12 protein-coding genes and 3 pseudogenes are annotated in these 18147 nt (G+C 70.0%); 9 read left to right on the top strand and 6 right to left on the bottom strand.

All coding sequences use genetic code 11. The features are described 5' to 3' along the window. Positions 1-140: 140 nt before the first annotated feature. Positions 141-3605, bottom strand: coding sequence for a S8 family serine peptidase (locus tag ACFPZJ_RS29380; RefSeq protein WP_381027773.1), 3465 nt, complete (start codon positions 3603-3605; stop codon positions 141-143). Beyond that, on the bottom strand, positions 3605-5566 hold the full coding sequence (locus ACFPZJ_RS29375; protein WP_381027770.1) for a M14 family zinc carboxypeptidase: 1962 nt from the start codon (positions 5564-5566) through the stop codon (positions 3605-3607). Before ACFPZJ_RS29375 ends, ACFPZJ_RS29380 begins: the two co-directional genes overlap by 1 nt. 335 nt (positions 5567-5901) lie before the next feature. Here ACFPZJ_RS29375 and ACFPZJ_RS29370 point away from each other — a divergent pair, with 335 nt between their 5' ends. Beyond that, positions 5902-6426, top strand: a complete 525-nt coding sequence (locus ACFPZJ_RS29370) for a bacterial transcriptional activator domain-containing protein (RefSeq protein WP_381027767.1) — start codon at positions 5902-5904, stop codon at positions 6424-6426. On the opposite strand, the gene ACFPZJ_RS29365 is transcribed toward ACFPZJ_RS29370, so the two are convergent. Both ACFPZJ_RS29365 and ACFPZJ_RS29360 read right to left on the bottom strand, forming a co-directional pair. Beyond that, positions 6371-6607 (bottom strand): copper chaperone PCu(A)C domain-containing protein, encoded by a 237-nt coding sequence (locus tag ACFPZJ_RS29365; RefSeq protein WP_381027764.1) that lies wholly within the window; start codon positions 6605-6607, stop codon positions 6371-6373. The two genes, ACFPZJ_RS29370 and ACFPZJ_RS29365, sit on opposite strands and share 56 nt — an antisense overlap. A gap of 989 nt (positions 6608-7596) precedes the next feature. Next, the gene (locus tag ACFPZJ_RS29360; protein WP_381028330.1) at positions 7597-8541 is read right to left on the bottom strand and encodes an MIP/aquaporin family protein; all 945 of its coding nucleotides are present in this window, start codon (positions 8539-8541) and stop codon (positions 7597-7599) included. A 681-nt stretch (positions 8542-9222) separates the two neighbouring features. On the opposite strand from ACFPZJ_RS29360, the gene ACFPZJ_RS29355 reads away from it, so the two are divergent. The 3 genes and pseudogenes from ACFPZJ_RS29355 to ACFPZJ_RS29345 all read left to right on the top strand — a co-directional run. Beyond that, a complete protein-coding gene (locus ACFPZJ_RS29355) occupies positions 9223-10560 on the top strand; it encodes a hemolysin family protein (protein WP_381027762.1) in 1338 nt (445 codons plus the stop codon). Next, positions 10557-11576, top strand: a complete 1020-nt coding sequence (locus tag ACFPZJ_RS29350) for a hemolysin family protein (RefSeq protein ID WP_381027760.1) — start codon at positions 10557-10559, stop codon at positions 11574-11576. Before ACFPZJ_RS29355 ends, ACFPZJ_RS29350 begins: the two co-directional genes overlap by 4 nt. A gap of 208 nt (positions 11577-11784) precedes the next feature. Next, positions 11785-12004, top strand: a pseudogene (locus tag ACFPZJ_RS29345) (prolyl aminopeptidase); the annotation flags it as partial. A 33-nt stretch (positions 12005-12037) separates the two neighbouring features. On the opposite strand, the gene ACFPZJ_RS29340 reads toward ACFPZJ_RS29345, so the two are convergent. Further along, positions 12038-12241, bottom strand: coding sequence for a hypothetical protein (locus ACFPZJ_RS29340; RefSeq protein ID WP_381027757.1), 204 nt, complete (start codon positions 12239-12241; stop codon positions 12038-12040). Between the two features lie 377 nt (positions 12242-12618). Then, positions 12619-12738, bottom strand: a pseudogene (locus tag ACFPZJ_RS29335) (o-succinylbenzoate synthase); the annotation flags it as partial. A gap of 341 nt (positions 12739-13079) precedes the next feature. Between ACFPZJ_RS29335 and ku the strand changes: the two are divergent. The 5 genes and pseudogenes from ku to ACFPZJ_RS29310 all read left to right on the top strand — a co-directional run bounded on the left by ku (position 13080) and on the right by ACFPZJ_RS29310 (position 18117). After that, positions 13080-13982 carry a non-homologous end joining protein Ku gene (gene ku, locus ACFPZJ_RS29330; RefSeq protein ID WP_381027754.1) on the top strand — a complete coding sequence of 301 codons (903 nt, stop codon included), beginning with the start codon at positions 13080-13082 and terminating at the stop codon, positions 13980-13982. A gap of 316 nt (positions 13983-14298) precedes the next feature. Next, positions 14299-14412 (top strand): annotated as a pseudogene (locus ACFPZJ_RS29325) (DUF2267 domain-containing protein); the annotation flags it as partial. Between the two features lie 263 nt (positions 14413-14675). Next, complete coding sequence (locus ACFPZJ_RS29320) at positions 14676-15128, top strand: Hsp20/alpha crystallin family protein (protein WP_381027752.1); 453 nt, start codon at positions 14676-14678, stop codon at positions 15126-15128. 904 nt (positions 15129-16032) lie between these two features. After that, complete coding sequence (locus ACFPZJ_RS29315) at positions 16033-16281, top strand: hypothetical protein (protein ID WP_381028327.1); 249 nt, start codon at positions 16033-16035, stop codon at positions 16279-16281. A 987-nt stretch (positions 16282-17268) separates the two neighbouring features. Further along, positions 17269-18117, top strand: a complete 849-nt coding sequence (locus ACFPZJ_RS29310; protein WP_381027749.1) for an alpha/beta hydrolase — start codon at positions 17269-17271, stop codon at positions 18115-18117. Positions 18118-18147 lie beyond the last annotated feature (30 nt).

Below are 18147 nucleotides of genomic sequence, written 5' to 3'. Positions count from 1 at the left end.
CGTTGACGCTTCAACACACTGTGCGAAGACAGCTCCGCGTTGAATATGGCCTCCCGGGCCTGGCCCGGGCGGCGACGCGGGGGGCGGGCCGGAGCCCGAGGGGTTCCGGCCCGCCCGGATCTTCCGAGGAGGGTGCCGCGTCAGCGGAAGCGGACGCGCACGCTGTCGCGTGCCGTCTCCGTGCCGCGTTCCACCAGACGTACGACGACCGTGCGGTGACCGACGCCGTAGGCGGACGTCGTCAGGGGGAACGACCAGTCGGCCAGGCCCTCAGCGGGACGCCAGGCGGCCGGATCCACCGGAGCGTTGCGGCTGACGACCTGCCACTCGATGCGGGCGTCCGGGACGACCCGGACGTTCGTCCGCGTGGCCTGTGACGGAGTGCCGTCCCGGACCGCCCGGGCGTACAGCGCGTGCTCGCCCATCCCGAGACGCCCGACCTCGGCTCTCCACGTGCCCGTCGCCTCGTCGAGTTTCGCCGAGATCGGGGAAGCGAAGCCGTCGTCGTCCACGGACACCTGCACCCGGCGGGTTTCCGGTCGGCCTCCGACACCTTCCGGGTCGGTGCCGGCGTCGGGGAAGGTGAACCGGCCGCCGACCACGACGTTCTCACCCTCGCGGACCTCCCCGCCGTCCGCGGGTGCCTCGACGGTGGCGCCGAACGCGAGGCCTGAGGGCGGCAGCGCGGCCGGGTCGACCGTGACCCTCGTGGCGTGGTCGCCCTCGTATCCGACCGAGAGCAACGCGGTCGTGTCGGACAGCAGTTGGACGGTCAGCTGCTCCCCCGTGAAGGCGGGCCGGGCGGTGTCGAACTCGAGGGTGAGTCTCGTCCAGGAGCCGGTGACCGGCTGGGTCGTGGCCTTGCCGCGGCCGATCTCCCGGTCGGTGGCGAGCAGGACGACGGACGGGCCGACGAGGGCCGCTGGAGCCCGGGTCCGTACGTACAGCTCGGCCCGCACCTTCGAGCCCGCCGCGAGCGGTGCGTCGAGCGTGTCGGTGGACGGGTGCGCGGCCGTGGGCAGGTACGGCGCCGCGGAGGACAGCGTGTCGCCGACCGCACAGCCGTCCGCGTCGCCCGCCCGGTCCGCGCGGTCCATGGTCCGCTCGCCGGAGCAGTCGGGCCCCTGGTGCAGGTAGTAGCTGAACGCCTGCTCGGAGTACGTCCCTTGGGGCCGCTCTTGTTGCCGCGCGGCCAGGGTCCTGCGCAGGACGCCCAGCGCGCCGTCGAGCGTCGCCACATCGTCGATACCGGCCGAGACGCCGCCCGGCAGCGCAGCGGGGTCCTCGGTGCCGTCCCCGTCCCGGTCGTAACCGCCCCAGATGCTGTCGCGGATGGCCCGGTCGGCGGCGAAGAAGTCGTCCTCGACGGGGCGTTCGGGCAGCAGGGCGCGGCCGAGCAGGACGTCCGTGGCACGGCGCGCGGTCTCCGGTGTGGCGGCACCGTACCCCTCGAAGAGGACGTTTCCGGCCGTGTGCGGTGAGGCGAGCGGCCAGCTCGCGGACGGCAGGTTGTCCTCGCCGAGCGGGAAGGCGTTCTTCAGGACTGCCTCGCGCAGCTCGCCCCGGGTCAGCCTGCCGTCCTTCAGGTACACGCTCCCGTCGAGCGGGGTGCCCTCGGCGACGACCTGGCCGCTCTTCTGCCCGGCACGTCCGTCACCGATCGCCTCGCGCACCAGTTGCACCGTCGTACCGAACACCCCTGCTGTGTACGGCGTCGCGGCCGAGGTGCCGCTGAACTGGTCCTGGCACAGAACACCGGTGTGGCAGGCCGAGGGAAGGCTGCCGATGCCCCAGGACGACAGGTGCACGGGGACCCCGTCACCGACGACGGCCCGCTGGTCGTCGCGGCGCAGCGCGCCGACGGTGATGTTCCAGTCGGGTCCCGTCTGGTCGGAGTGCCAGGTGCTGACGGGCACGTCGAAGGCGTTGCCGACGCCGTTGCCCGCGGCGAACAGGACGGTCTGGCCGCGCTCGACGGCCTCCTTGGTGACCTCTTCCCCGCTGATCACGGGCCCGACGGGGGCGCCTCCCACGTACCCGAAGGAGTGCGAGGTGATGTCGACCCACGGGTACTGGGTGGCGACCGTCTCGTCGAGTCCCTCGACGATGACGAGCAGGCAGGTCGGACAGTAGCCGTAGCGGTTGCCGGCCGAGACGGAGGCGGAGCCGGTGCCGTGCCCGTGGTCGTCGAGGACCGGATGGGCCCCGTCGACGCTCGACGAGTACGCTCCGATGATCTTCGTGCCCGGGATCCAGTGGAGCTGTCCGCCCCGCACCCGCTCGCCGGTCCACAGATCCTTGTCCTCCTCGGGCAGGTAGCCCTTGCCGAGGGTGACGGGGATCGCGGGGGCGGAGGCCGGATAGCCGGGGATGTACTCCGAGGGGTGCCGGGTGAAGTTCTTCGTCAGCGCCAGCACGTCCGGGTCGGGGTAGGTGCGGGCGGAGAACTCCAGGTGGTACGGGTTGATGCCGGTGTCCGCGATGCCGATGACGGTGACCGGCGGTGCCGCGTCCAGCCGGTCGGCGTCGCCGACGAGCACGGACGTGGTTTCGCGCCGTTCCAGGCCCCGGGCGTCCGTCGCCTTGAGGGTGACGAGGTGCCGGCCCTCGGCCAGTTCCGGCGTGACGGTCGTGCCCGTGCCGTCGTCGAAGCGGCCGTCGCCGTCCAGGTCCCAGGCCGCCTCCACGGGGCTCGTGCCGCCGGTGACCGTGCCGCTGAGCCGCTGCTCGGCACCCGTCTCGAACTTGTACGGGCCCCCGGCTTTCACCTCGGGCCGCGGATCGGCGCTGACCCCGTGGGCGACGACCCGCGCGGTCACGTCGGCCGTGACGGTGGCCCATTTGACGGCCACGACCTTCCAGGTGCCTTCGGCCGGGTCGGCCACGGACGTCTTCTCCGGGTGCCCCGACGACTCCGACCTCGCCACGACCGTGCCGGACGGGTCGGTGACGCGCAGGTCGTAGTCCTGCTCCGGGGTCGTCCAGGACAGGGTGACGTCCAGGGATGTCACGCCGGAGGGCACCTCGAAGGGGAACTCGACGTTCTCGCCGGTCGGGAAGACGCCGGGTGTCGAATCCGTCCTGGTCTCCTCCAGCAGTTCGCCGCTCGTCTCCTCGCCCACGACGGCCTTGACGGTGTCAGTCGTACGGGCGCCGGCGGCGTCGGTGACGGTGAGCCGGATGTCGTACGCGCCCGGGGCGAGCCCCGTGGTGTCGAAGGCGGGACTCGCCGAGTCCGCGTCCGTCAGCTTGCCGTGCTCGGCGGTCCAGGACCAGGTGTAGGGGGCGGTACCGCCGTAGGCGCTGCCGAGGAGCGGTGCCTTGTCGCCCTCGGTGACGAAGGGGCTGTCGCCGGCGTCGGCGTGCAGGGGAGCGGCCTCCGCGGGCGGCGGCGACCCGGTGCGGGCCGTGCCGGCCACGTCCACCGTGCCGCTCAGCGGCTGCTTGACCGAGCCGTCCTCGGTGACCTGCTGGCCGCCGACCGAGGAAATCGTGACATCCGAACCCTCCGCCGCGGTGGCGCCGGTCAGGGGGAGCAGGGAGAGGGACAGGGCCAGCGAGGTGACGGCGGCGAGGCGCCGGGGGCGTAGGCGCAAGCGTCTCATCAGCTCGTGCTCCACTTCTGCGCGCAGGTCTTCAGATCGGCCTTGACGCGCTGACCCCGGTCGACGACGACGGGCACCTGTTCCAGGACCTTTCCGTTCTTCTCGCAGGAGAGCGTCCAGTTCTCGACGAGTCCGCCGACCTCCTGGGTGGTGGCGTCGTAGAGGGAGGCGGTGAGCGTCCAACTCGGCGCGGCGGACGCCCAGTTCTCCACCCGCAGCACGTAGTCGCCGGGTGCTGGGGAGTCGAGCAGCACGCGTTCCTTCTCGCCGACGGAGCCGGTGGACCGCCCGACCTCGGTGAGGGAGCCGTCGGCGTTCCTGTGCAGGACGTAGAGATCGAGATCGTCCGGGGTGGGCCAGTCGAGCCTCACCTCCAGGAGGTCGGCGGCCCGGTCGACGGTGAACACCTGCTCGGTGGGCTGAGCGGGCAGCGTCGTCCCGGTGTACGTCTGCCGCTTCAGCGGCTCGGACGAGACCACCCGTATCTGGCGGGCCTTGACGACGGGCCGGGTGGAGGGGTTGACGTGCCAGGTGTAGCCGCCGCCCGCGCCGACGGTCATGGTGCTGTCGAGGATGTCCATGACGCTGCCGGACCAGGTGGGCGTGGCGAAGGCCTTCTTCAGCCGCAGCGTGGCTCCGGCAGGCGCCTTGCCCGTGATCACCGCGTGCGCCCGTGGGTCGACGGCGTTCTCCAGCGCGAGCAGGAACGCCTCGCGGTTCCCCTTGCCCGCGTACTCGCCCGCACCGAGGTACTCGTCGACGACCTCCCGGAACGGCGGGTGAAACTCGTCGGGCCCGATCTCGAAGGTGTAGCCGTAGCCGCCGGTGGCGTTGTAGGACCAGTCCTCTGTGGTTCCGGTGGTGTCGTACAGCTGCCAGCTGTGCTGGCTCGTGTAGCCGTTCTGTGCCGCCATCCGGTCGCCGAGTTCCTTCATCGCCGCTTCGTCCGGCGGGTCGCCGAGGGGCAGTCCGTCGGGCCCGGTGGTGTCGGGGGCGACGCCGTTCGGACGCAGCACCAGGTTCGAGAAGGTGTGGTTGGTGATCAGGCCGGTGACCTGCCGGCTGCTGATCAGTTCGCGGATGTTCCGCGTCTCCGGTTCGGAGAACGGCCCGGCCCCGCGGTACGTGGCCTGTACCGGCTCCGCCGCCGCGCCCGGACCGCCCCAGAAGCCGCCGTAGTTGCGGTTGAGGTCGACGCCCGCGCCGAAGCCGCCGGGGCTGCCGGCGAGGGCGCACTCGTTCGCGAGCGGAGCCAGACCGTCGGCCATACGGCAGTTCTTGCGTTTGTACGCGTTGCCGGGCGTGGCCAGGACGGATCCGGTGCCGCCCTCGTCGAGGCCGCGCAGGTCGACCGACTGCCCGTCGTTGAACGACTTCTCGAAGCCGTCCACGTTGACCACGGGCACGACGAGCACCCTGGCCTTCTTGAGCAGGGAGGTGATCCGGTCGTCGCTGCCGTAGTGGCGGACCAGGTCGAAGGCGAACTCGATCGCGTGCTCGCCGGAGGGCCATTCTCGGGCGTGGTGCAGCCCCATCATCAGGAAGACGGGCCGGCCGGCCTCCGGGGCGTCCACGTCGTGCGCGATCTCCACCGCGTGGACCGGTTTGCCCTCCAGGCTCTTGTGCGGAAGCGTCAGCTTCCTGACCAGGCCCGGGTGTTCCTCGGCGAGGCGGTCCATGTCGGCGTTGTAGTCGGCGAGTCCGCGGTAGCGGTCCCGGCCGGACGGCAGGGGTGAGGTCGCGGTGGCGGCGGCGTAGGCGCGGTTTGCGGCATTGACGTCGGACTCGCGCCGCACCAGGTCGGGAATGCGCACCCGCCAGTCGAACCCGGCGTCGGCCAGCGCCAGTTCGTCGGCCGCATGGTGCAGGACGACCTCGACGTAGTCGTGTCCGGCGTGCTCGGTCAGGTCGAGGCCGAGCGCGGCGAGGCGGTCCTTGTCGGAGCGGGTCGGGGTGCTCACTGTCACCAGTTGCGGGCGGAAGCCCGCCGCCGCCGCGGCCGGTGCCGCAGGCGCCGGCCCATTGCCGGCCACGACGGTTGCGGCCACCACCACGGCGCATGCGATCAGTCTGCGTCTGCGGGATCGTCGGGAAGAACCCACCACCATGAACTCCTGCTCGTTAGGAGACACGCCGGCTGTCCCGGGCGCGCCTTGTGGGCGGCCGGTTCACCGGGCGTTGCCCGATCACTTGGGGGTGGCGGACAGAACCTACCCGTCCGGATACAGCCCGTACACAGGTTCGCGTGAACTGGAGAACGGGATCCCGGGCGCGCCCTGCCGAGCTGGGGTGAGCCGTGCCGTGCAGCGCCCACACGGCGCGAGGCGCCGGTAGACCGTGGCCGCGGTCGTCATGGTGCCGCGCTCGTGTCTGTGCCGGAGCGCCGCCGGGCGGGGACGTCAGCGCCGGGCGGCGTGGCGCTCCCGTCGACCGCGCCGCCAACGGCGTCGACGACCGGTGTTGGCCGGAGGCGATCCGCTGTGCCGGGCGGCTGGTCGCCCACGTTTCGATGCGGGAGGAGAGCCACCGGCTGCTGATGCGGCGGTACCAGCATTCCGGGGACCGCGCCCGTGCCGTGGGCGCCTACCACGTCCGTGCTGCGGTGTTGGAGCGCGAGCTCGGCATCGAGCCGCCGCCCGATACCCGTGCCCTCTTCCTCCGTCACGAAGGACACGAAGACGTCCCCGGAGGTCGACGCGCTCGTCGGACCAAGGTGTCGTGTCGCCTTCTCACCGCCCCTACCGGATGCGGCAGCACCGGGCGTTTCACCGCGTGGGGGAGGGGCTTCCGTCGTAGGCGGGGATCTGTGACTGGCTGTTGAAGGTGATCGACCCGGCGTTTTCGAGCCGCATGGCGAACTTCATGAAGGCGCCGCCCCTGATCACCTCGCGCACGTCCCGCAGCACCAGATGAACCTTTCCCGGCTCCAGCTCCACGAGCTGGTTCGCCGGCAGCTCCACCCCACGCGGAAGTGGCTTGTCGTCGGGGTCGACGATGTCCACCGAGGCCGCGTTGGGCGTGCTGGCACCCCCAGCCTGTCGGCCTCGCCGCCCTTGTTGTAGAGCCACACGTAGGCGGGGACGTCGCTGCCCGGCTGCCACGGCTTTCCTCGCGGTTCGGACACATGCGCGTACCGGATCATGATGTCGCTGATGCGGGCGTTCTGGCCCGGCGCATCCCAGCCAGGCAGGAAGAAGTCATCATCAGCCCCGCACCCGCCTGCGGTCACCCCCACAGCCAGGGCCGCCGCCGCGAGGGCGCACGGGGTCCTGGATCACCGCTGTGACGGCGTCGTCGTCGCAGACGTCGGGCGGGCTGTCGGAGACAGCCCTCGTGCGGCGTCGGCGAGGCGAAGCCCGTGGAGGGTGGTGGCGGTTGTGGTCTGCCGCGTATGGGCCTCCACGACATGACGGTGCCGGTCAGCAAACCACCTGCCCTGCTGACAGTGCTGCTCGCCTTCGCCGTCTCCACTGCCTTGCTGGCCGGGTGTGTGGGCCCCTCGTGGTCGGAGACGGACTACTCGGAGAAGGTCGCGAATACGGCCGAGGTGGCGCGCTCGGCGGTGCAGACGGCACGCCCGGTCGTGGAGGCGGCCGACGACGGCAAGGCTCCGGGTCCGCACACGGCCACTGCCCTCTCGGATGCGGAAACAGCCCTGACCTCCATCGCCACGCACATCGGCGCCGTGCAGCCCGCGGTCCACACGATCGAGGCCGGCACCGTTGAACCACCTGGTTGGGCCGTCCGAATGCGTTCGGAGGCCCAAGGGCGTCCTCAGGGCTGCCCCGCACCTCACTCCGGTCATCGCGGGACAGCCCAGGAGGACACGGGTGACTGGCCCGGTACACGACCCGGTGGAGGCCGAGCGGCCACCGCCGGTGTGGCAGCCGCGCTGACTGCCTCAGGCGCGCCCGGCGGCACCGGACAGCGTGGCTGTCACGGTGCCGCCGCGGCGAGGGGAGGGTGACTGCCAGGCATCTGGCAGTGCCGGCTATCCCTCCTCGGAGGTGGTGGGGCGCGTCCGACCGGGTTCCGGGAGCTCCCCCGTCTGGGCACGGATGTGCAGCACGTCCCCGATGAGCAGGTCGTAGATCAGCACACCGATCACACCGCCGACGAGCGGTCCGACGATCGGAATCCACCAGTAGCCGTTGAAGGCCCCTGACAAGCTGCCCGGAAACGCCAGATCCTTCCAGCCGGCCATCCATGTGAACAGGCGTGGGCCGAAGTCGCGAGCCGGGTTGATGGCGTAGCCCGCGTTCGCTCCGAAGGACATGCCGATGGCGGCGACGACAAGGCCGATCACCAGCGGTCCGAGGTTCGCCTGCACGGCCATGTTGCGTAGGTCGATGATGGCCACGACCAGCATGACCAGGAAGGCAGTGCCGACGACCTGGTCGATCAGGGGCCCCCAGATGCCGCCTTGGAAGTACGGAGCCGGGAAGGTGGCGAAGATCGAGAACGAGGCGAGCGTGTGCCCGCCCGTCTTGGGGCCCTCCATGGCGTCGTCGAACGCGTTGATGGCGTCGTGATACACGGCGTACACCAGCGCGGCCCCCGCCAGGGCACCGAGGACCTGGGACACCCAGTAGGGGACTACCTTGACCCAAGGGAATTTACGGCGAATGGCGAAGGCCAGTGTCACTGCCGGATTGATGTGTGCCCCGCTGACCCCGCCGGCCACGTAAATACCGAGCATGACCGCCATCGCCCAGCCCCAGGTGATCAGCAGCCAGTCCCCGGCGCCGAGGAAGAACGTGGTGGGCCCCGAGGTGCGGCCCGAGCCGGGCAGTGCCGCGACCGTCATCGCCACCACGCCGCAGCCAAATGAGATGAGGACGAACGTTCCAAGGAACTCCGAGATACATTCGCCCCACAAGCCTCCGCGGCGCCTGAGCCGTGAGGGCTTCAGCAGGGGCTGGATTTCCACGGCCATGGGATCCTCCAGGTGTTTGCTGGCAGGCATGCCGAATGCCCTTAACACGTAGTAACGCGGCTCGGCAGTCGCGGCAACCGCAGGGCACCCGGGCCGATGCTGTCGATGGGCGGCGGTCGGTGTTCTTGGCACCGCGCATGGTCGGCCCGTCACAGGCGGCGCCGTGCCTCGACGTCTGCCGGGTTCGCTGGACGGTCCTTGGTGATGCTGGCTGCTCGGCAGTGTCATGGGGCGAGGCCACAGGCGGCATACGTGGTCGGCAGCCCTGACGGATGTGCCTCGCCGTGATGAAAGCCGGACTCGCTCCATCCCTCCGAGAGCGCTCTGCGCCAACCGGGTGAGCCCGGGCCAGCGCCGTCCGACCTGCCGCGGCGACGGCCGCTGCCGCTCGCGCCCGCCGTCGCGATGCCGGCGTTCACCCCTCCCTGTCCGGCCGGTCTTCCGTTGTCTGACGGAACCGACGAGGGAGTCGGCCTTCCGCCGGTTGAGATGACGGCAGCCCACGCTCCTGCGGTGTTCACGGATGTCGGGAACATGATCGTGGCCGGAAGCGTTTGTCTGTCTGCACACCTAGAAAAGGAGCCACCCCTTGTCCGCCAGACCGACGGACCCCCCGGGGCACAGTCCCCGACCATCCCGCCAGGCATTTCCTGAGCCCGGCACGTGGCGGGATGGTGTTCGATGAGTGCCGCGAACGCCCTCCTGGGCCTGCTGGCGGTCTTCGTCCTGACCGCCGGCACCGGATACTTCGTCGCCCAGGAATTCGCCTACGTCTCCACAGACCGCCTGGTCCTTGCCCGTGAGGCCGAGGCCGGGGACCGGAGAGCCGCCCGCGCCCTGACGGTGCTGGAGCGGCTGTCGTTCATGCTGTCAGGCGCGCAGCTCGGCATCACCGTCACCGGTCTGGTGGTCGGTTTCATCGCGGAGCCATCGGTGTCCGCGCTGCTCACTCCCGCGCTGTCGGGCGTGGGCATCCCCGACGCGGCCGTAAGCGGCATCTCGGTCGTGCTGGCCTTCGTGCTGGCCACGGTCGTGCAGATGGTGCTGGGCGAGCTGGCCCCGAAGAACCTCGCCATCGCCGTGCCGGAGCGGCTGGCGAAATCACTGGCATCTTCCACGCTGGTGTACCTGAAGGTGGTCGGCCCGGTCGTGCGCGTCTTCGACGCGGCGGCGAACAAGCTGCTGCGCAAGGTCGGCATCGAACCGGTCGAGGAACTGCACCACGGCGCCACCCTGGAGGAGCTGGGCCACCTCATCGGCGAGTCCCACGCGCAGGGCGCGCTGCCGAGGGACACCGCCGCCCTGCTCGACCACGCCCTGGCGTTCTCCGACCGGACGCTGGACGAGGTGATGGTGCCGCGCGTGGACGCCGTCTTCGTCCGTAAGGACGCCACCGCCGCAGAGGCGGTCGACCTGATCGCCAAGCACGGCCACTCCAACTATCCCGTGCTCGGCGACCACCCCGACGACGTCAGCGGCGTCCTCGGTGTCGCAGAGCTGATGCGCCTGCCCGCAGACCGCCTTGCCGTCACCACGTCCGGCGCGGCCGCCCGGCCACCGCTGCTGCTGCCGGACACCCTTCCGCTGCCCGATGCCGTGACACAGATGAGAGAGCGGGGCGACGAGTTCGCGGTCGTCCTCGACGAGCACGGCGGCGTGGCCGGCATCGTCACCTACGAGGACATCGCCGAGGAACTGGTAGGGGATATCGCGGACGAGTCGGACACCGTCACCGAGGTCGCCATCGCGGACGGCGACGGCTGGCTGGTGGACGCCGGCCGCCGCCTGGACGAGGTGGCCGAGGCCACCGGCGTCGAGCTGCCCGAGGAGGAGGACTACGACACTGCGGCCGGCCTGATCGTCGACCGGCTCGGCCGCTTCCCGACGGTCGGCGACCAGGTCACCGTGGAGCTGCCGGAGGGCGGCCGGGCGGTGATCGAAGTACGCACCCTCGATCGGCACGTGGCCGAACGCGTGCGGGTCCAGCGACTGGCCGAGGAGACGGAGGAGCAGGCATGAGTTTTCCGATGGCGCTCTTCGTCACCGTGCTGCTGCTGATCGGCAGCGGCTTCTTCGTGGCCGCCGAGTTCGCGCTCGTCGCCGCCAAACGGCACCGCATGGAGAGGGCGGCGGCCGAGGGGCGGCGCGGCGCCGGCGCTGCCCTGGCCGGCATGCGGGAGCTGTCGCTGATGCTCGCCGGCGCCCAGCTCGGCATCACCGTGTGCACGCTGGGCCTGGGCTCGGTGTCCAAGCCCGCGATCTCCCACGAACTCGACCCCCTGCTGCACAAGCTGGGCCTGCCCAGCGCGCTCAGCTACGGCGTCGCCTTCGCCGTAGCCATGATCGTGGTCGTGTTCCTCCACATGGTGGTCGGCGAGATGGCCCCCAAGTCATGGGCCATCGCCCACCCCGAACGCTCGGCGATGCTGCTCTCGCCGCCGTTCCGAACCGCGGTGAAGGCCGTACGCCCGCTGATCCGGCTGCTCAACGCGGTGAGCAATGGCCTCGTACGGCTGTGCCGGGTCGCCCCGCGCGACGAGCTGGCCTCGGTGCACAACCGGGAGCAGCTCACCCACCTGGTGGCGGAGTCCGAGCGGCTCGGCCTGATCAGTGCGACGGACTCGGAGCTGCTGACGCGCTCGCTGACCGAGCCGGAGACCCCGGTGCGGGAGCTGTTGGTACCGGTGGCCGAGATCCCGTCGGTCGACGGCGACGCCGATGTCGACGAGATCCTGCGTGTGGCCGCGGCCCGCGACCGTACCCGGCTCCTGGTCCGCGAGCACGGCTCGGTCCTCGGCTCGGTGCACGCCCGCGACGCCCTGGTGGCCCGCACGAGGGGACGGGCCACCAGTGCCCGTGCTCTGGCCCGCCCGGCGCCCGAGCTGACCGAGGGCGCCACGGTCGCCGACGCGATCGACCTGCTGCGCCGTCGCAGGGCCTCCCTCGCCGTGGTCCGCGACCATGCCGGACGACTCACCGGCACGGTGAGCCTGGACGACCTGCTGGCCCGCTTCCTGCAGCCACAGGCGGCGTAAGGCCATGTGAGTTCGGGTTGTCCGCCGATGGCGTCCCTGCGCACGACGCGTTGACCGCCCGCGTCAAAGGGGGCCGACGCAACGTGGCGAGATACGAGAGAGGGTCCGTGCCGACTGCGTCCGGCACGGACCCTCGCACAGCTTCCCACGCGCTACGCCGCCCACCGCTCCAGCCCGAGGTCGGCCAGCGCCAGTGCATCTCGGCGGTGAGCCGCGAGCACTGCGTGACGCCCACCGCCTGGCCGGCATCCCTGGCGTTCTGGTCCACGGCCGACTGGATATGGGCGGCCCGCTCGACACCGCCTGGGGACTCGCCCGTGCTTGGCCTGACGCGGAGCTGATCGTCATCGACAACGCGGGCCATTTGGGCAACGACACAACACGCGCCCGTGTACTCAGCCCTCGACCGATTCGCTCACGAGGGATGAGCCCGAACCGCAGTCGCCATGCAGATTTAGGCGTCAGCGGTTGACGTCGAGGGTGGTCAGGACCAGCAGGGCGCGCAGGAGGTGGGTGGCGCGGGCAGGATCGGTGCGGAGCTTCGTGAGGGTCCGCCAGTTCTTGAGGCGGGCGAAGCCGTGCTCGACCGGTGCGCGTCCGACGGCGAGGACGCGGTGGGCGTCCTGCGTAGGCCGCATCGGCCAAAGCGGCGACTGGTCGTTCATCGTGGAGTGCGTGGGCAGTGAAGGCTGGGTGCTGGACCCGGCAGTCTCCCGTGGCGCCGGGGTCGTGATCTTAGACCCACGACCGGACGATCCGCCCTCCTTCTGCACGTTCCTCGCCGCCGGCGCTGCGGCCGGCGCTGGAAGCGGCCGGAGTCGTCCCGCCGGAAGACTTCGTCGATGACCTGCTCGGCGCTGACGAAAAACCATTCGATCAGAAGCGCCGGGTGTCGACGGTCGTCGGCAAGCACTTCGGGCTGTCACTGCCCCGGCAGGTGATCGCGCACGGACGGCTTCCTGCCGTGGTCACCCGCACCGCACCTCCGGCCTCCGAGCGCCCCAAGCGCGCTCAGGGATCCGGCAGGCGTCAGTCGTCGAGCTTGCCGCAGGTGCTCGGCGTCGGCGAGCGTGTAGGTGGTGTTGGCGTCGACTTGGAGCGGGAGTTCGTTGCCGAAGCGTTCGCGTACTGCGCGCACCGGCGCGACGTCCCAGCCCGGCTCACTCGGAACAGCGGGAAAGGGATCTGGGAAGTGTCCCACGGCGTGCCGCCTGAGGCGGCGAGCGTCTGGTCGGCGGCGCGCAGCGCGACGGTCTCCCCGGGCACGCGGCACCACAGCTGACCGCTGCCCACAGGGCGAGCGGGCCGCCGTCCGGTGCGACGCCGAACGACGCCGACGGCGGAGCGGACCTCGGCCGAGTCGTACATGCGATGCACGACGACGGGGTGATCGGAAGGCAGGACCCCAGCGTGCCGGTGGGACGAGAGAGGCGCACGGTGTGGTGCCAGCCGCATGCCGACCGTAGGCTGGGTGCTGCTCGGGGCTACTGCGGAGGTCTACCCATGCCCCGAACCGTCTGGAGCGGCGCCATCAGCTTCGGTCTCGTCACCGTGCCGATCAACGTCCAGTCCGCCACCGAGGACCACAGCATCCGCTTCCACCAGTACCACCTGGACGACATGGGCCGGGTACGGGTGCGCAAGTACTGCGAGATCGAGGACCGCGAGGTCGATCAGGGGGAGATCGGCAAGGGCTACGAGCTGACCAAGACCCAGATCATCCCGATCAGCGACGAGGAGCTGCGGGAGCTGCCCCTGCCCACGGCGAAGGCCATCGAGATCGAGGCTTTCGTGCCGCTGGAGTCCATCGACCCGATCCGGATCGGGGAGGGCTACTACCTGCAGCCGAAGGGGCAGGTCGCCCACAAGCCGTACAAGCTCCTGGTCCAGGCGCTCGGCCGCTCCTCGAAGGTGGCGGTGGCCAAGTACGCCTGGTCCGGGCGAGAGCGTCTGGGGCTGCTGCGCGTGAAGGACGACGTGATCGTGCTGCACGCCATGCGCTGGCCCGACGAGATCCGCTCCCCGGAGGAGCTGCTGCCGCCGCCCGTCGAGGTGACCGAGGACGAGATCGAGGGCGCACTCGCGCTCATGGACACCCTGACCGTCGAGGATCTCGAGGCGCTGGGCGTACGCGACGAGTACACCGAGGCCGTCGCTAGGATCATCGAGGCGAAGCGCGAGCACAAGGCCCCGCCGGAGATGCCGGAGCCGGAGCGGCAGCCTGGCCAGGTCGTCGACCTGATGGCCGCCTTGCAGGAGTCCGTCGCCAAGGCTCGGGCGTCCCGCGGTGAGGACGCCGAGGTGCACGAGATGCCGAAGCCGAAGAAGAAGGCCGCGGCGAAGAAGCAGCCGGCCAGGAAGACCGCCGCGAAAAAGCCGGCGGGGCGCCGGTCGAGGAGCGCCTAGGGTCTTCAACCGGCTCAAGCGCCACGGGGCCGTGGCCACGACTGCTCCCCGTGAGCGCCCAACACTGCTAGGCCCGGCCGGGAGTGCCGCTTGTCGACCCGCAGGGCGGCGACGGGGACGCCGGCGGGTCGGGAGGCGTGATCGCCTGACATGCTGGCGGCATGATCGCCCCGTGCCTTGTCGGCATCGTCGTACTGGCCTGCGTCCTCACCTTGGCGGTGTGGGTCTGCACCGAGTTCGTGAGGGCCTGCCGGGAGCGGCGCGGCTAGCCATCTTCCAGAGGTCAGTCAGCCAGGTCGGCCCTGCTGAGCAGTGTGCACGCCCCCGCACTGCCGAGTGGGACACCAGCCCGGTGCTGTCCACTCTCGCCCATGCCGTCTCCGGCGGGGAGCTGAATCAGATCCTCAGCCAGCTGCCGCCCGGCTACGCCGCAGCGGTGAAGATCTTCTCGGCCTCCTCCTGGCCAGGTGTACTTGCCCCGCTCGCGCTCCTGCGCCGGAAACGCTCGTGCCGCATCGCTGCCCTTCTCCCGTTGATCTTGGTCGGAGCGCTCACCTCCGCATGGCAATGGGGGGATATGGGCCGTATTGGGCTGATTATGTGTAGTGGAGGTCCCGGTCAGGGGGACTTCCGGGACGTGATCCGGCCGTGGCGTGCCACCGGCCGAGGAGCTTTCGGAAGGGATGATCGGAGATGACGCTTCCCGTGCGACGCGAGGAGACCGGTGCGGTCTGGGACCCGTTCCGCGAGTTCAACGACCTGTACCAGCGGATGGGGCAGTTGTGGCAGTCGGCCGTTCCGGGCGGCGGCGGCCTGCTCGGTGACGTGTGGGCCCCACTGGCCGACCTGGAGGAGACCGATGATGCCTACACGCTTGAGGTCGACCTGCCCGGGGTGAAGAAGGACGACATCACCGTCGAGCTGAACGCCGGCGAGCTTTCCGTGCACGGCGAGATCAAGGACAAGGAACGCACCGGCGTGCTGCGCGCCCGGACCCGGCGCAGCGGCCAGTTCGACTACCGGGTGACGCTGCCACAGGACACCGATGAGGAGCACGTCACCGCCGAACTCGCCGACGGCGTGCTCACCGTCACCGTCCCCAAGGCGGAGAAGGTCAAGCCTCGACGTATCGAGATCACCGGCTGAGTATCGAGATCACCGACTGACCCCGCCCTCCTCGTCGGCGGGCCCGCCCATCCAGGTGGGCTCGCCCCCGCTCCAGATGGTCAGCTCGGCCCGGAGAGGCCCAAGGGGCGTCGCGCCGCAGAGCTGCGCTGGCCGCGCGGTTGATCAGGCTGGTTCCCGTACGGGGTAGCTCTGGTCCTTCGCGCAGGACGCTGACGGCGAGCATGAGAGCGGTCACTGCGTTGGTGGCGGTGTACCGGATGGTGTCGGTCGCGCGGGCAGTGGCGTGGCGAAGGCGGAGGGCCGCGTGTCCGTCGCTGACACCATGAGCTCGCGGCCGGGCGTTGGCGCCCTCGCCGAACCCCGAGCCGCACCGGAGGCGGCCGATCACCCGCCGGCTCAAGGACCGGCTCCTCCCTCGGCATGCTGATGCAGCAGTACTGCCCGCAAGACCACGGCGCCCCGGGGGATGTCGTGCCCAGCACTCCATGGTTCTGCGCTGTTCACCCACTGCGTCCGCCGCGACTGGCGCTGCCAGGATCTCCTGCCGCAGGTCGTCGGCGACGACGGTCGGCAAGTCCGTGGGTCGATGGACGAGGTCTTCTCATGAGTGATCGTCGATCACGGCCGCGTAGTGGGGGATGTGACTCGTTCGGTGATCACCAGGGACCGGCGGATCACCGGCCTGACGGCCGACGCGTTTGCTGAACTCGCCGCCTACGGAGGGCCATTGTGGCAGGAGCGCCACCAGGCCAGGCTCGGAGCAGCGCAGGGCTGCGGCGAGGCGGCAGGGGTCAGTTGGCTCCCGGTGTGAGTAATCGCAAACGGGTGTGTCGGAGGTGCCGTGCCAGGACGAGGGTGTAACACTCTACGTGTTCATTCAGGCACAGTCCGTAATGGCTGTGGTGTAAGGATCGGAGACGTGATGCAGAAGCTCAGGAAGGCCGCGGCCGTCGCAGCCATGGTCGGCGGCATTGGTCTTGTCGGCAGCGGGGTTGCCCAGGCCGATGGATATCACGACTACCACGACGCCTTCGACATCTTCGTCGGAAACGCGCAGTTCGTGGAGTGTGAGCAGACGTTCGAGGCCGGCGACATTGCGGTCACTGGGGGCCCCGGCGACACGGAGGCGAACACCGGCAACTTCTGCACGGTGATCGGGTCTGCCGACTGATTCAAAGTCACCGCGAACAGTTGGGGTCCGCATCTCCGCAGCACGACCCGGACTCGGCCGACAAGCCGTGCAACATCTTCGGCCCTGAGTGTTCGAGCGGTGCAGGGATCGGCAAGGGCAACACATAGCACTCACGTTGCCCGCTGCGCCCCGGCCAGGAAGGTTCCGGCCGGGGCGCAGCCCGTTCCCGGCCCCGCGAGCCCGCAGCCCGTCATGGCGCTCGCCTGCGGAAAACATCGGCCTCCCAGCGATAGGCGTGCTGCGGTCGCCTTCGTGGACCGGCCGGGTGTCTAGGGCGGCCCTTCATGTGACACATGGCGCGGAATGGCCGTCTGGCGAGTCCCATGCGGCGGAGCCGAGGCCTGCGGGGGATGTTCATGCGAAGACGGCCGCTGCCTGCTCTCTTGGCCTTGCGTGGTGTGAAACCTCCACCCCGGCTATCCCTGCGGCCTGAAGACCGCGTGGTCCTCGCCGCGTGCCCCCAAGGGCCTGGCGGAACTCCTCGGCCGCCTCCGCGGCCCAGGGGGATACTGCGAGACGACGCGCTCCTGGTGGTCAATCCTCTGCGCGCGCATATAGTTCCGCAGGTCATGATTTGCGGAGCCTCGGTCGATGATGACGGCACCCTCGAGGTGGATCTCGGCGAGGACCGAAGTATTCCGGGTGTTTGCGTTTGGAGCTCCGTCGTCGACCGCTTCCGGAACACAGGCGGTGAGACGGAGAAAAGAAAGACTAGTTGGCTTCAGTCGGGTCCAGCGGTAAGCGATGCCAAGACCGATGTCGTGTTCGCTGGACACGGTGCATGCCCGCCGACTTGTCTTTTGTCCTGTGTGGCGTGGTAACAGGCGCGGGCGCGATCTGGATGGCCCTCGGCAGCAGTTCGTGACAGCGAGCCCTTTCCAACCTCGCCACGGAAGCTGCGATGGGGAGCGTCTGGACGAAAATCCCTTGCGGTCAGGGGTGGTGATCGACCTACGGTTGCTCCCCGTGACCATCGAGATGCCCTACCAGCCACTTCCGATCGACCAGTCGGATGTGCGCTACGTCCACGGACCCGATTCCGCTCGACAGCCAGGCGTGCCCGCTGGCGAGACGGTCGCGTTCGACTGGAGGGACAGCGAGGTCTACCCGGGAACGTTCCGGAAGTTCTGGGTCCATGTGCCTGCACAGTACGACCCTGCGGAACGGGCATCCTTGATGGTGTTCCAGGACGGATGGTGGTACCTGGACCCCGAGGGGGAGGTACGCGGCGCGATCGTCCTGGACAACCTCATTCACCGGGGCGACATCCCCGTCACCATCGGCGTGTTTGTCGATCCTGGCGTCTTCCCCGACGCGGAGAACCCCAAGAACCGGAACAACGAGTACGACGCCTTCGACGACCAGTACGTCACTTTCCTCCTCACCGAGATCATCCCGCAGGTTGCGGAGCGCTATGCCATCGCCCGGTCGCCCGAACAGTGGGGCATCTGCGGCGGGAGCAGCGGCGGCAACTGTGCCTTTACCGCCGCGTGGCTGCGTCCGGACAAATTCCGCCGCGTCATCGGATACCTGTCCAGTTTCGCGCAGATGCCGGACGGCAACCCCTACCCCGACCTCATCTCCCGCGTCCCCCGCAAGCCGCTGCGCATCTTCATGCAAGGCGGCCACCGCGACCTGCACTGGAACGAGCCACAGCGGAACTGGCTCGCCGAAAACCTGCGTGTGGCAGCCGCTCTCGCCGAAGCGGGCTACGACTTCCGCCTTGTCCTGGGTGACGGCGGGCATAGCCCCAACCACGGCGGCGTCCTGCTGCCGGACGCTCTGCGCTGGCTGTGGCGGCCCAACGGAAATTGATCGATACCTGCTCAACCAACCTGGCACCGG

The organism is Streptomyces bullii (assembly GCF_042657145.1).
Classification (GTDB): Bacteria; Actinomycetota; Actinomycetes; order Streptomycetales; family Streptomycetaceae; genus Streptomyces; species Streptomyces bullii.
Note: the sequence above shows the minus strand (reverse complement) of the source record. Positions and strands in the feature narration are given on the sequence as shown.